Raw genomic sequence first — 14,312 nt, 5'->3', positions numbered from 1 at the left:
ATTATTTTCATTATGCATCGTTATAATTTACAATTGCATTATTTTTGCCAAAAACCATGTACAATGCGTAAGCTATTTTTTGTTATAATTTGTTTTTGTTTTACCCCATTTCAATCCTGCGATGATGGCGATATTATCACCATTGAATTAGATTTTGGAAACACGTTTAAGCATTGCGGTGATAAAAACCTAGTCTTATACAAAACAAAAGATGATCCTTCTGAATCGTTATCTTTAAAACTAACAGGCGTAACCATTAATGATTTATTGCAGGTTGATGAAAATGGTACATTTGAAAAAACCTATAATATTAGTACAACCAATCCTTTTAACTATAGAACCTATAGTAATACCAAATTACCAAGCGGCTTGTTTTGTCAAGATGTTCCTGATTCTGATGTTGTCATAACCAATGATAGAATGAGTACTAGCGGAAAAGCAGATATTACGACCTTATTTGTTGAAGATGATGACGATGGTGTTCCTGCCGAATTAGAAGACCGTAATAATAATGGAAATTTAGAGGATGATGACACCGATGGTGATGGTTTACCAGACTATATTGATGCTGATGACGATGGTGATAATGTATTAACCAAGTTAGAATTAGGTCTTGAAGAAGGAGATCCTTTTAGCGAGGCACAAGATACAGACAGTGATGGTATACCAGACTACTTGGATGATGATGATGATGGTGATGGTGTAAAAACACGCGATGAAGAAAATCAAACACAAGACCGCAACCCTACCAATGATCGTACCCAGAATGACGTAGGACCAGATTATTTAAACCCTGAAGTATTAACCACGGTACCCGCTACGGCCTACAGAGGACATTTAATAAAGAAGTTTTATGATATTAGAATGGTTTTAAGAGATATTGATATTGAAATTCTCGCTGCTGATGAATATGATTTTGGGAAACTAGACACAAGCGGATTTCCTGATGATTTAAAAGGACGGGTTGTTACCCCTAATTTTCCATAATCAATCTCTCGCTGCGTTTTGAAAAATATAAACCTCTGTGGCTCCTAAACCATATTTTTTATAATCGGCATCGTAAAATTTAATGTTATTATATCTACCAAATAAATATTCAAGTTCTAGTTTTAATACGCCTTCGCCCACACCGTGTATAAACACTATTTTTTGAATGCGTTTTGAAATAGCAAAATCAAGTTTTCTTCTGGCTGTATCTAATTGCAACGTAAGTATATCATGATTGGCCATACCTCGATATGAGCTTACAAGTTGATGAATATGCAAATCCACTTCCATGGTTGGCTCATAGCGATCTTTAGTCCGCTTTTTTACATTTGATCGTCTTTTTTTTGACTGCTCTTTTTCAGAAATAACATCTTTCAAATTGGTTTTTTGAAACATATTAGCTTTTATGGTGTGGTCACTTTTCACCAATTCATTTTCATTAAAGTCAATACAAAAACCATCCTCTGTTTCAATACTTACTGTAGTGCCTTCAATTTCTTTTACTACTCCTGAAAAGTCCTCATCTAGCACCAAAACCCGATCACCAATTTTTAATTTCATCTTTAATTCTCATTATTAAATGTAGTATCGTCATCATCTTTTCTGCTTGGTATGGTTTTAGAAATCCTATATACACCAATCATTAACAGTACAATACCAATAATTAAAACCACTTGGTTTTGATTTCCATCTACCTTAGCATACATAGCCACAAAGGCTCCAATAATTATGAGTATATAGTTTACGTATTTCATATAAATCTTTTATTAGGTTTGCAAAATACATAAAATATCAAATCTAAATGATTAGTATATTCCTTTTAAACTATCAAAAAATAAAACCGATTAAAAGCTGATTTTAACGATATAACGCTGTTTCTTCATAAAAAAAAGTATATTTGTTTTTATAAATCTCTCTAGAGCCATGATTAATAGAATTATTTTATTCATGATTTTGACCTCCAGTTTGATAGGTCAGGCACAACTAGCCATTAGAAATGACGCCTTTGTTTTTGTTAATGATGAAATTGTTTTTGTTGAAGATGATATCAATTTAAATGAGGCTACTAGTTCTATATATTTAAGAAATGAGGCCCAAGTGATTCAAGGCACAGGAACCACTGGAAACTCAGGTGTTGGAAAATTAAGTATTCAACAAAATGGAACTACCAATGCGTATGCTTATAACTATTGGTGTTCTCCTGTAGGTAACACAGATGCTTCATCTAATGCAAACAGACCTTACAGGTTCAATACTAATATGTATGATGAAACAAGTGCTCCCATTGGTGCCAATTTGGCTGGGTATACTGGTGGCTTTAACGGCAGCTCAGCCCCACTGGTTATATCAACAAGGTGGCTGTACAGTTATAAAACAGGCTCTTCGTATGCGGACTGGAATTACATAGGGTCAAATTACGATTTGCCGTCAGGTTATGGTTTTACCATGAAAGGCACTAATGGTTCGAGGAGCAGTCAACTCTATGATTTTAGAGGAAAGCCCAATAACGGGGATATTTCTGTTGATGTTGAAGCGGGAAAATCAACCCTAGTTGGCAACCCTTACCCTTCAGCCTTAGACGCTTTAGGTTTTATTCATGCCCCAATAAACACTGGAAATATGACTGGTACCCTATACTTTTGGGAGCAGGATGCTACCGTAAATTCGCATTACCTATCAGCGTATCGGGGTGGTTATGCCTCATACACTATTAGTGCTGATGGGAGTTTAGAATCTTATGTTCCTGCCACCTTTAACTCTTACAATGGAGATGGCACAATTAACACCATAGGATCACCAAGTTCTGCAGGAAAAACAGTTAAGCGATATATTCCCGTGGGGCAAGGTTTTATGATTGAAGGGCATATAGGAATTTCTGGAACACAGCAAGTGTATTTTAGAAATTCACAACGTGTTTACGAAAAAGAATCGGATGGAAATAGCGAGTTTTTCAAAGTCAACAATTCAAAAGCGAAAACATCACAAAAAACAAAGTTAACAGAAGAAGGATTCCCTTTAATTCCAACAGACTATAAGCGGTTTCGATTAAATGTTGATTTTAACAATACCTACACCAGACAACTCTTACATAATTTTCATCATTCTGCAACTCCAGGTTTTGATTATGGTTTAGAAAGTAAGTTTTCTGATGTTTTAAATTCTGATGCCAGTTGGGTATTAAATGAGGAAAACTACATAACCCAAGCTCATGCTTTTACGAAAGATTTAACAATACCTTTAAGAATCAATTTAGACAAAAAACAACCTATTAAAATTAGAGTAGCTGACATTCAGCATTTTAACACTAATCAACCCATATTTTTATATGATGCCGAATTAAACAAGTATTTTGATTTAACCACACAAGACTACAGTACTATTTTAGAAGCTGGACACTACAATGACCGATTTGCCATTACATTTACACAAAATACTCTAAGTAAGGATAACTTTATTGCTAATAGTTTTAACGTCTTTCAAGACAACAACTTATCTGAACTAAAAATTATTAACACAAAAAGATTACCTATAAAATCCATTAGTTTATATGATATTACAGGAAAAGAAGTTCTTTACTTAGTATTAAATTCAGCAGAAACGGATTACACATACACTACTAAATCTTTAAGTGATGGTGTTTATGTTGTTACCATTCAAAGTGAATCACAAAAAAACTTCACTAAAAAAGTACTCATTTCAAACTCAAAATAAATCTAAAAAGTGTTACTTTAGTTGCTACTACTAGTAAGTATTCATTAACACCTAATGTTATTTATGGAAGAATATATGCTTCCCTGTTTAAACAAAAAATTATTTGGTTGGGACTGCTTTGGTTGTGGCATTCAGCGTTCTTTAGCACTTATTATAAAAGGAGAATTCGCTGAAGCCTTTGTGATGTACCCCGCCATTTACACCTTAATACTTTTATTGGGCCTTATTGTATTCAATGCTTTTATGAACCTAAAATTTGGTCATAAACTCATTAGTATTTTAGCCATTCTAAATGCCATAATCATTGTAACAAATTTTATTTATAAAACGTTTATTATTCATTAAAAAACCAAATATGGAACAACAAAAACTACCAAACGCCACTTTAATTCTTGTTTTCGGAATACTATCAATACCAACCTGCTGCTGTTATGGTATTGTAGGTTTAATTCTAGGTATTATAACCATTGTTATGGCTAATAAGGCTCTTAAATTATATGCGGAAAATCCAGAAATTTATACTACGGGACTTCAAAATGTAAAAACAGGAAAAATATTAGCCATAATAGGTATTGTACTTTCTATCCTTTATTTTGTTTTAACTATTGCCATGATTGCTATGTTTGGCTGGGAGGCATTACAGGACCAAGAGCTTATGCAAGAACGTATTCAAGACATGTTGGGGCAATAGAACAGTGTCTGACAAGTCCTAAATAACCGTTACAGTTTTTAACTAGTTCGTTAACTAGATAGCATAAAAAAAGCGACTTAAAAGTCGCTTTTTTTATGGCTCAAATTGCTTTAACGTTTTTGTTATAATAGATACACAATCTAAAAGTTGCTCCTCCGTCATAACTAAAGGCGGTGCAAACCTAATAATATTACCATGTGTAGGTTTGGCCAGTAAGCCATTATCTCTTAACGCTAAACAAATGTTCCAAGCTGTATCACTATCTTCATCGTCATCAATAACAATAGCGTTAAGAAGCCCCTTACCACGAATCAATGTTACAATTTGACTCGAAGCAATATACGTTTGCATTTCTTTTCGAAACAAGACACCTAGGCGCTCGGCATTTTCAGCCAAATTTTCATCTCGTATAACTTCTAAGGCGGCTGTAGCCACAGCGGCAGCAATTGGATTCCCTCCAAAAGTACTTCCGTGATTACCAGGCTTTATAACCTGCATAATTTCATTATTAGCCAATACCGCTGAAACTGGATAAACACCACCACTTATAGCTTTTCCTAAAATAAGAATATCTGGTTTTACATCTTCGTGATTTACGGCTAAAAGCTTCCCTGTTCGAGCAATGCCTGTTTGCACTTCATCGGCTATAAAAAGTACATTATAAGCTTCGCATAGCGCCTTAGCCTTAGCTAAATATCCTTCATCTGGCACATAAACCCCAGCTTCCCCTTGAATAGGTTCCACTAAAAACCCAGCCACATTTTTATTTTGCTTTAAAACTTCTTCAAGAGCTTCTAAGTTATTATATGCAATTTTAATAAACCCCTTTGTATACGGCCCAAAGTTTTTACGCGCTACGGGATCATTAGAAAATGAAATTATGGTAGTGGTTCTGCCATGAAAATTATTTTCACATACAATTATTTCAGCTTCATTTTCATCAATACCTTTAACTTCATAGGCCCATTTTCTACATAACTTTAAGGCCGTTTCAACGGCTTCAGCTCCTGTATTCATAGGCAACAGTTTGTCAAAATTAAAATAGTCGCAGGCAAATTTTTCAAACTTTCCTAGCATATCATTATAAAATGCTCTAGAGGTCAATGTTAAGCTTTGCGCTTGCTGCACCATAGCATTAACAATTTTAGGGTGACAGTGTCCCTGATTCACCGCTGAGTATGCCGATAAAAAATCATAATATTTTTTGCCTTCAACATCCCAAACATACACACCTTCTCCCCTGTTAAGCACTACAGGTAGCGGGTGGTAATTGTGTGCACCATACTTGTTTTCTAAATCTATCGCTTGTTGCGAAGTCAATTGGTCTAAAACAGCCATTTTAAAAAAAATTTAAATATTTGTATCTGAATCAATCAGATACTTAAAATAACCATTCCTTCTGTACCTTTATCCTTTCGAAGAACTCGAAAATTCAGCGTAGGAGAGAAATCATCCTTAGAGCGTGCAAATTACTAATTAAAATTTGCTTCAAAAAATCTTTATGAGTTGATCTTGCTTGATAATGAAGATACCTGTAGCTCTAAACGCTTAATTTCTCTAATAACCGCATTTTTATGAATTTGCATCCAAATGTATAATTTAATCATACTCATGGTTAAAAAACAGATGATTACAGCACCAACCCATAGAATTAAATCATTAGTGTTTTCAACATCCATGGTTTGAATAACACAGTATATAAGCAACCCAAAGATGATTATATTCACAATATTCATGAGAAATACTATCCAAGAATTTTTCCCTTTAAATACCCCCAAAATCATCTGAAAAAAGGTTTGTTCATCTAATTCATCATAAAATTTAGCTTCCTCCTTGGTTAGCGTCTCTTTAATAAGTTTGTCAATATCTTCCATTTTAGTTTTCATAATTCTTGTTTTTTATTAATACCTCCTTTAATTTTTCTCTTGCGGTAAACAACCTAGATTTTACGGTTCCTACAGATACATTTAAAATATCACCTATCTCTTTAATTGAATACTCTTGAACGTAAAACAATTTTATAACAGCTTGCTGTGTTTCTGGTAACTCATTTATTACATGTATAAGCCTTTGTTTTAGTATTAAATCAACTTCTTGATCTTCTAATAATTTTGTTTTTTCTGAAACCTTAAAAACTTCCTTATTCTTATTAATTCTTTGCGTTTCATTTATAAAATCTAACGACTTTGTGTAAACGATTCGCAAGGCCCAGCTACCAAAACTTTCTGCCTTTTTTAAATGGGGCAATTTTGTAATAATAGTGGTCCAACTTTCTTGAGCAATATCTTTTGCTACATCAGCATCTTTTGTAATCCAATACGCTTTTTCGCAGAATGTTTTATGCCAGCGCTTTACCAAAACAGGTAATGCTTTTACATGTCCCGACTGATACTCTATAATTAATTGTTTATCAACTAACTGCTGTTTTTTCCGCATTGATGTTACCACTCTTTATACTATAGACGCTAAGTCTTTAAAAAGGTTCATTATATTTTGATTAAAATTAAAATCTATTAAAGTTAACAGAAATAAAAGTACTTTTATTAGTGGCTATTATTATTTTTGCAGCATGTCTAGAAAAAAATCAAGAAAGCAAATTTTTGAGCATATAGAAGTCATTGATGCAGGTGCCAAGGGCAAAACTGTGGCTAAGGCTCCTGACGGAAAAGTGATCTTTTTACCAAATGCTGTTCCCGGCGATATTGTTGATGTACAAACGTTTAAAAAGCGTAAAGCGTATTATGAAGGTAAAGCCACCCTATTTCACAAACGTTCTGAAAAACGCACGGAACCTGTTTGTTCGCATTTCGGAACTTGTGGCGGATGTAAATGGCAAAATATGGCCTATGAGCATCAACTTTTCTATAAACAAAAAGAAGTTACCAATAACTTAACTCGTATTGGCCATATTGAACTGCCTGAAGTAACCCCTATTCTTGGTTCTAAAAATCAGTACTTTTATAGAAACAAAATGGAATTTTCATTTAGTGATAGCCGTTGGTTAACGCTTGATGAAATTCAATCAGACCAAGATTTGAGTGATAAAAATGCTTTAGGGTTTCATATTCCGGGAATGTGGGACAAGATACTAGATGTAAAAACATGTTATCTGCAGGCAGACCCATCTAACACCATAAGAAACGGTGTTAAAGCCTTTGCTATTGATCACGGTTTAGATTTTTTCAATACCAGAAACCAAACTGGTTTATTGCGTACCATGATGATTAGAACATCAACTACGGGTGATGTTATGGTTATGATCCAGTTTTTTAAGGACAATAAAGAAAAGCGTGAACTTTTATTGAATTATATTGATGATACCTTCCCTGAAGTAACCTCTTTACAATACGTTATTAATGGAAAAGCAAATGATACCATTTATGATCAAGACGTTATTTGCTACAAAGGCAATGACCATATTTTTGAAGAAATGGAAGGTTTAAAGTTTAAGATAAATGCCAAATCTTTCTATCAAACTAATTCAGAACAGGCCTATGAGCTTTATAAAATAACCCGAAATTTTGCTAATTTAACAGGTAAAGAATTGGTTTACGATTTATACACAGGAACAGGAACTATTGCACAGTTTGTAGCAAAACAAGCCAGTAAAGTGATAGGAGTGGAATCTGTGCCTGATGCTATTACTGCAGCTAAAGAAAATGCACAATTAAATGCGATTCATAACGTTGAATTTTTTGTTGGTGACATGAAAAATGTATTCAATGATGCTTTTATAAAAACCCATGGTGTTCCTGATGTCATTATCACAGATCCGCCAAGAGATGGAATGCATAAAGATGTGGTACAACAAATTCTAAACATTGCGCCTAAAAAAGTAGTTTATGTAAGCTGCAACAGTGCTACACAAGCTAGAGATTTAGCTTTGATGGACAGCCATTATAAAGTTACAAAAACACAGGCTGTTGATATGTTTCCACAAACATTTCATGTAGAAAATGTTGTACTTTTAGAGCGTCGATAAATAAATTTAGTCTGGATAACGTATTATTGCAAACAACGTATGAAGTATTATAAATTAGTATTTATTCCTTTATTGCTTCTGGCCGCCGTGGCTATCTCATTAGCTTGTGAACCTGATGACATCTGCCCTGCAGGCACCCCCACAACACCAAGGCTGGTTATAGACTTATATGATGCACAAAACGGTGACAATAAAAAAAATGTGTTTAAGTTGGTGGCTATTGGCTCCGATTTTTACACGAATCCGATGCCAGCAGATACCGATAAGATACTCGAGGACTACAATTTTTTAAGTCAGACCGATGAGATACGCTTACCGCTTAAAACAACCGAGAATGCTACAAAGTTCGTTCTTATTAAAGATGCTTTTATAAATGACAACGGCACACCTAATGATCCTTCTGATGATTTTATTGATGGCAATGCCGATACAATATCAATGGGATTTAGCCGTGAAGAAGTTTACGTATCAAGAGCTTGTGGCTATAAAACTATATATAAAAACGTAACCCTAACTATTGAACCTGATGAAGATAACTGGATGTTGTCTAGTATTCCTTTATCAGACAACCAATCTGTAGAAGATGATTTTCAAACACACTTCAATATTACGCATTAGTATACTGGTAATCACACTTGTTTTGAGCTTTAACTCCCTAGCTCAAAACGATAGTATACCAACTGTAAATGATGAAGCGATCCCTTCTAAAAGCAATGACGCTTCAGAAGTTAAGCTAAAATACGGACTTCGGTTAGGGGTTGATATCGGTAAAATTATAAGATCATCAATTGATGATGATTATACAGGTTTTGAAATTCTTGGTGATTTTAGGTTAAAAAAAGACTTGTATATAGCTGCTGAATTAGGTACTGAAGAACGCAATACCATCACAGATTATCTTGATATTACAACGTCTGGAAGCTACTTAAAAGCGGGAATCGACTACAATATGTATGAAAACTGGCTCGACATGGATAATATGATTTTTGCGGGATTTAGAGTTGGCGCCAGCACCTTTAGTCATGATTTAAATAGTGCCTCTATTTATACAACCAATCAATATTGGTCACCGCAGCTTACCCTAACCGAAAAAATAGAGTTTAAAGACTTAACAGCGTTCTGGGCAGAATTAATGTTAGGTATAAAGGCCGAGTTATTTACCAATTTCTTTATGGGCTTAAATGTGCAACTTAAGTTTTTGGTTAACGAAAAAGACCCGGGTAATTTTGCTAATTTATATATTCCTGGTTTCAATAAAAATTATGATGGCAGTTCTATTGGGGTTGGATATAGCTATACCTTATCATACAGAATTCCACTATATCAAAAAACGGATAAAAAGCAATAATACCCTTCATAACCGTACCGTATCTTTTATTTCGCTTTTCTTTTTCAATAAACGAAATGGATAGACAGCACAATTTTAGTAACTTCAGAACATAGAAATTAAGTGTGAGTAGTTGTGAAAAAACTAAAAAAACGTGAATTGGACGTAATAACCATTCAGATGCTAGTGCATTTGAGCGGTGTCAGGACTTCTCATAAAGCATTGACTATCTTACAGTAAGCACATGATAGGTCATTCTTTATTTCATATACTTTCCTTTCTTACTACCTTCATACATAACGTATTTTACAAAACGTGATTCCAGCTTGGCATTGTATAGTTGAATTTTTCTAGAAGGACGCAAACCAACATATTTTAAAGCATCAAGGTTTGATGTGATAAACCAAGCTTCTGTTCCTGGATAATTTTGTTTTAATGTATCACCTATATTTTTATAAAAAGCCTGCATATCAATATTTAAGCGCTCTCCGTAGGGTGGATTAAACACCATATGCAATTTACCTTCACCACCTTTTTGGGTTTTAAAGAAATCTTCATGCTTTACCTCAACAAAATCTTCTAATTGAGCATTTTTTACATTGTCTTTAGCTTTAAACACCGCACTAGGCGCTTTATCATAGCCCACAATTTTATAATGAAAATCTCGCGTCTTTTTTAATAAACTTTCTTCTATTTTTTCAAATAAATCAACATCCCAATCTTGCCAGCGCTCAAAGGCAAATTCTTTTCGCATTAGATTTGGAGGAATATTGCAAGCAATCATAGCGGCTTCAATAAGCATGGTACCAGAACCACACATAGGATCCATAAAATCACATTGCCCGTCCCACCCAGAAAGCATAATTAAGCCTGCTGCCAATACTTCATTTATAGGAGCAATATTAGTCGCCGTTTTATAGCCCCTTTTGTGTAAGGAATCACCTGATGAATCTAAGGAAATGGTGCATTTTCTTCTATCAACATGTACATTGATTTTCAAATCAGGAAACTTTAAATCTACATTTGGGCGCTGCCCAACTGTATCTCTAAACTTATCTACAATGGCATCCTTGGTTTTTTGAGCGATAAAAAGGGAATGAGAAAACAAATCAGAGTGTATAGTAGCATCAATAGCTAAAGACCCTGTTGGCTTTAAATACTCAGACCAATTCATGTCATAAATTTTATCATACAAATCCTTTTCATTTCTTACATTAAAACTACGAATAGGTTTTAAGATTTTTATGGCTGTGCGCAACCCTAAATTGGCTTTATACATAAACCCCTTATCACCCACAAAAGAGACATTACGCACGCCTTTCTGTACATTTTGAGCACCTAATTGAACCAATTCTTTTTCCAATAAATCTTCAAAGCCAAATAAGGTTTTGGCTACCATGTTGAAATTTTCTGCCATTTTTTTCGTCTGATAGACTTTTACATCCTGATAGGTTGCAAAAATAATGTAATTTTGCGGCAAACGTAAAGATTATTGATAATTCGGGTTAAGGATTGAAACGGCATCCTTTTTTGTGTATTTCAGGTGTTTTTATTAAAATAGACACTTTCCTTATTTTATTAAGGTAAAACGAATTCTTATGCTAGTACACAAAAAAGATATAGTGAAAAGCCAGACCTAGTGTTACTTAAAAACACTAGGTAACCCTATAAATAACATATGACAAACAATACAACAAATTGGTTTACTTCTTGGTTTGACACGCCATTTTATCACATTTTATATAAAGACAGAGATGACACCGAAGCCCGGGCGTTTATGGATACGCTTACCGATTATTTGAATATTCCAGAACATGGAACCATTTTAGATTTGGCTTGTGGTAAAGGACGTCATGCCCGCTATTTAAACAAAATAGGGTATGATGTAACAGGCGTTGATTTGAGTGAAAACAGTATTCGTTATGCCAAACAGTTTGAAAATCACAGATTACATTTTGATGTGCATAATATGTGTAAACCTTATCATAAACCCTTTGATGCCGTATTTAATTTGTTTACCAGTTTTGGGTATTTTGAAGATGACGCCAATAACTTGAAAACCATAAAAGCCATAAAGGCTAATTTAAATGCCAACGGATTTGGTGTAATTGATTTTATGAATAGTCCGTTTGTAATTAATCATTTAGTGCCTGAAGAAACAAAAACAGTTAATGATATTACGTTTAATCTAAAGAGATATGTTGAAGATGGCTATATTATAAAAGATATTACCTTTACAACAAATGAAAAACTATATCATTTTCAAGAACGTGTAAGAGCCTTTTCTCTACAAGATTTTGAAGCCCTTTTTGAGGCTGCTGGTGTGTATTTATTGGATGTTTTTGGAGATTATAAATTGCGAAAATATAGCCCGAAAACCTCTGAACGATTAGTGATGATTTTTAAATAACCCCAAAAAAAGCCGAATATTGTTTTATACATTTAGAGCATAGATTAGTATTGATGAATAAATATTTGTTTCCTATTTACGCGGTTATTATAGGCGTTATTATTGCTAAATTATCCAAAAATAAAAAAAGTTGGAATACTAAACTGCTCCTCTCTTTTAGCGGTGCTTTTTTATTAGCACTTACCCTTTTTGAATTGCTGCCAGAAGTCTATGAACATTTAGACACGAAGCTTACAGGCTTGTTTATTATGAGTGGCATTTTACTGCAAATAGTCCTTGAATTGTTTTCAAAAGGTGCCGAGCACGGGCATGTGCATATCCATAAGCATGAAACCGCTTTCCCTTGGTTATTATTTATTAGTTTATGTATTCATAGCTTTTTAGAAGGATTCCCCATTCATCAGCATAATGACATGGTATATGGTGTTTTAGTGCATAAAGTACCTATTGCTACTTTAATTACTATGTTTTTGTTTCAGTCAAATTTTAGTAAAACGCAAATCGCTGCCTTTTTAATTGTCTTTGCAGGTATGACACCGTTAGGCACGTACATATCAAATACGGCTAATTTCGATATTCATTTTGCTCATAGCATTAATGCCTTAGTTATTGGTATTTTTCTGCATATTTCAACAACCATTTTATTTGAAAGTGGTGAAGGCCACAAGTTTAACCTTTCAAAATTTATAGCCATTATTTTAGGTGTTGGTATTGCCTATTTGATTTAATTTTATGTTTAGCAAAGAAGAATCGCGATTATTACGACAAGAGTTTTGGACTAGCTTTGGCAAATCTTTTCCGAGAAAATGGATTTTATATGATACCAAACTAAAAGGACTTAGTTTTAAATTTCATTTTGATACCAAAAAAGCTTTAGTAGCGCTAGACCTTGAAGACGATTTAGAATACCGTATAAAACACTGGGAGAAATTAGTAGCGTTACAATCTATTCTTCAAGAGCACTATTTACCCGAAGCGCATTATGAAGAGGCATATATTTTAGAAAATCACAAAGAAATTTCAAGAATTTATGTGCCTTTAGAACAAAAAGTATCTGTTCATAATAAAAACACTTGGCGCGATGTTATGGAATTCTTCAATCACACTATGAGTCGGTTTGAATCTTTTTTTGAAGAATACAAAGACATTATTGAAGGATGAGTTTAGTCTTTTAAAGAGGTATAAACGATAAGGTATAAGGTTTACTGTGCTTTTTATTCACCATCCCTTTTGCAACCATCAAATCAAAATTTGAAATCACTAATTTATCTTCATAAACAATTAAATCTGCTGGCTGATCAATACCGCCATCTGCTCCATCATTATCTGGATACTGCGCCAACAAAGAAATGTTCTTTTGAGCATCTATCTTAAAAATTTGATTCTGAGCAAACCCTGCTACATACACATTCCCTTTTTTATCTTTATTAATACCATCGGGTGCCGTATTAAGTGGTAATTGTGCAAATAATTTTTTTTCAACAACAGTTCCTTGCGCATTTAAAACCAATTTTGTCAATCTAGCATCTCCCAGATTACCAACTATTAAATGTCCCGCATCATCAAACACCAAACCATCTAAACCAGCTTGCCTATTGGGGTTTTCTGTTTGCTCGGTATATATTAAGTTAGCATCGGTACTATCATTATGTATCTTAATATGTCTATCTGTGGTTTTAAAACGATACACACCGCTAGTCATATGTTTTGTTTTAAACTTAGGCAATTTGGTTTGGGTAACATAAAGTGCTCCATTGTAATATCTAATTCCGTTTATAGACGTAAAATTATAAGCCACAACATCTGTTTTTTGAAGTGTATCACCATCAAATTCCATACGTAACAAACGCCCTTTACTTTGGTTATCACATACGTACAATACACCTTCTTCGTCAAACGCAATACCCATAGGTTGCGCCTTACCGCTTTCCTTTAATACGGGAACATCTGCTAATTTTAAAATGACACCAGACTTTGTAATTTTAATTAAAACACCATTTTGATGTTTATCTGAAAAATTAGGACAGGAGACTATCAAACTACCATCGGGTGCTATATCAAAAGCATCGGGCGTTGGACAAAAATCGGGTAAATTAGCAAATAACTTAGCGGGGTGTGGTAACTCTTGTGCTTTTACAAATAAAGTAAAGAAACAAACTAAAATGGAAAGAAACTTTGATTTCATGGTGACTTGTATTGCTGT

Annotated in this window: 17 protein-coding genes; 10 read left to right on the top strand and 7 right to left on the bottom strand. The window is 34.0% G+C overall.

Annotated elements, in window-relative coordinates:
- Positions 1-63: 63 nt before the first annotated feature.
- Entirely contained in the window at positions 64-987 is a 924-nt protein-coding gene (locus tag FGF67_RS14795) for a hypothetical protein (RefSeq protein ID WP_139698540.1), read from the top strand.
- On the opposite strand, the gene FGF67_RS14790 is transcribed toward FGF67_RS14795, so the two are convergent.
- Positions 988-1,548 carry a DNA mismatch repair protein MutS gene (locus tag FGF67_RS14790; protein ID WP_139698539.1) on the bottom strand — a complete coding sequence of 187 codons (561 nt, stop codon included), beginning with the start codon at positions 1,546-1,548 and terminating at the stop codon, positions 988-990.
- A gap of 2 nt (positions 1,549-1,550) precedes the next feature.
- Positions 1,551-1,742, bottom strand: coding sequence for a hypothetical protein (locus FGF67_RS14785; RefSeq protein ID WP_139698538.1), 192 nt, complete (start codon positions 1,740-1,742; stop codon positions 1,551-1,553).
- A 169-nt stretch (positions 1,743-1,911) separates the two neighbouring features.
- Between FGF67_RS14785 and FGF67_RS14780 the strand changes: the two genes are divergently transcribed.
- The 3 genes from FGF67_RS14780 to FGF67_RS14770 all read left to right on the top strand — a co-directional run bounded on the left by FGF67_RS14780 (position 1,912) and on the right by FGF67_RS14770 (position 4,390).
- Positions 1,912-3,699 carry a T9SS type A sorting domain-containing protein gene (locus tag FGF67_RS14780; RefSeq protein WP_139698537.1) on the top strand — a complete coding sequence of 596 codons (1,788 nt, stop codon included), beginning with the start codon at positions 1,912-1,914 and terminating at the stop codon, positions 3,697-3,699.
- Between the two features lie 63 nt (positions 3,700-3,762).
- Entirely contained in the window at positions 3,763-4,044 is a 282-nt protein-coding gene (locus FGF67_RS14775) for a DUF2752 domain-containing protein (RefSeq protein ID WP_139698536.1), read from the top strand.
- Positions 4,045-4,054: 10 nt separating this feature from the next.
- Entirely contained in the window at positions 4,055-4,390 is a 336-nt protein-coding gene (locus FGF67_RS14770; RefSeq protein WP_139698535.1) for a CCC motif membrane protein, read from the top strand.
- Between the two features lie 93 nt (positions 4,391-4,483).
- On the opposite strand, the gene rocD is transcribed toward FGF67_RS14770, so the two are convergent.
- The 3 genes from rocD to FGF67_RS14755 all read right to left on the bottom strand — a co-directional run bounded on the left by rocD (position 4,484) and on the right by FGF67_RS14755 (position 6,826).
- Entirely contained in the window at positions 4,484-5,728 is a 1,245-nt protein-coding gene (gene rocD, locus FGF67_RS14765; RefSeq protein WP_139698534.1) for an ornithine--oxo-acid transaminase, read from the bottom strand.
- 161 nt (positions 5,729-5,889) lie between these two features.
- Positions 5,890-6,276 carry a DUF6768 family protein gene (locus FGF67_RS14760; protein ID WP_139698533.1) on the bottom strand — a complete coding sequence of 129 codons (387 nt, stop codon included), beginning with the start codon at positions 6,274-6,276 and terminating at the stop codon, positions 5,890-5,892.
- Positions 6,266-6,826, bottom strand: a complete 561-nt coding sequence (locus FGF67_RS14755) for an RNA polymerase sigma factor (protein ID WP_139698532.1) — start codon at positions 6,824-6,826, stop codon at positions 6,266-6,268. Before FGF67_RS14755 ends, FGF67_RS14760 begins: the two co-directional genes overlap by 11 nt.
- A gap of 133 nt (positions 6,827-6,959) precedes the next feature.
- Here FGF67_RS14755 and rlmD point away from each other — a divergent pair, with 133 nt between their 5' ends.
- Genes rlmD through FGF67_RS14740 form a run of 3 tightly spaced genes read left to right on the top strand, consistent with a single transcriptional unit; the run spans position 6,960 to position 9,720 of the window.
- Positions 6,960-8,372, top strand: coding sequence for a 23S rRNA (uracil(1939)-C(5))-methyltransferase RlmD (rlmD, locus tag FGF67_RS14750; protein ID WP_139698531.1), 1,413 nt, complete (start codon positions 6,960-6,962; stop codon positions 8,370-8,372).
- Between the two features lie 39 nt (positions 8,373-8,411).
- On the top strand, positions 8,412-8,990 hold the full coding sequence (locus tag FGF67_RS14745) for a DUF6452 family protein (protein WP_139698530.1): 579 nt from the start codon (positions 8,412-8,414) through the stop codon (positions 8,988-8,990).
- Complete coding sequence (locus FGF67_RS14740) at positions 8,956-9,720, top strand: DUF6048 family protein (RefSeq protein ID WP_139698529.1); 765 nt, start codon at positions 8,956-8,958, stop codon at positions 9,718-9,720. The genes FGF67_RS14745 and FGF67_RS14740 overlap by 35 nt, the downstream gene beginning before the upstream one ends.
- A 238-nt stretch (positions 9,721-9,958) precedes the next feature.
- Here the strand turns inward: FGF67_RS14740 and FGF67_RS14735 are convergent, their stop codons facing one another.
- Positions 9,959-11,116: a THUMP domain-containing class I SAM-dependent RNA methyltransferase gene (locus FGF67_RS14735; protein WP_139698528.1), complete on the bottom strand. Its 1,158-nt coding sequence runs from the start codon at positions 11,114-11,116 to the stop codon at positions 9,959-9,961.
- Between the two features lie 261 nt (positions 11,117-11,377).
- Between FGF67_RS14735 and FGF67_RS14730 the strand changes: the two genes are divergently transcribed.
- From FGF67_RS14730 to FGF67_RS14720, 3 genes are read left to right on the top strand one after another with little or no spacing between them, the layout of a single operon-like run.
- Complete coding sequence (locus tag FGF67_RS14730; protein WP_139698527.1) at positions 11,378-12,109, top strand: class I SAM-dependent methyltransferase; 732 nt, start codon at positions 11,378-11,380, stop codon at positions 12,107-12,109.
- Between the two features lie 53 nt (positions 12,110-12,162).
- The gene (locus FGF67_RS14725; protein WP_139698526.1) at positions 12,163-12,837 is read left to right on the top strand and encodes a ZIP family metal transporter; all 675 of its coding nucleotides are present in this window, start codon (positions 12,163-12,165) and stop codon (positions 12,835-12,837) included.
- Positions 12,838-12,841: 4 nt separating this feature from the next.
- Positions 12,842-13,270, top strand: a complete 429-nt coding sequence (locus FGF67_RS14720; RefSeq protein ID WP_139698525.1) for a DUF4268 domain-containing protein — start codon at positions 12,842-12,844, stop codon at positions 13,268-13,270.
- A gap of 10 nt (positions 13,271-13,280) precedes the next feature.
- Here the strand turns inward: FGF67_RS14720 and FGF67_RS14715 are convergent, their stop codons facing one another.
- Entirely contained in the window at positions 13,281-14,294 is a 1,014-nt protein-coding gene (locus FGF67_RS14715; protein WP_199240698.1) for an SMP-30/gluconolactonase/LRE family protein, read from the bottom strand.
- Positions 14,295-14,312: the final 18 nt, after the last annotated feature.

The organism is Allotamlana fucoidanivorans (assembly GCF_006265225.1).
Classification (GTDB): domain Bacteria; phylum Bacteroidota; class Bacteroidia; order Flavobacteriales; family Flavobacteriaceae; genus Allotamlana; species Allotamlana fucoidanivorans.
The sequence above is the reverse complement of the archived record's forward strand: the minus strand, read 5'-3'. Positions and strand labels throughout refer to the sequence as shown.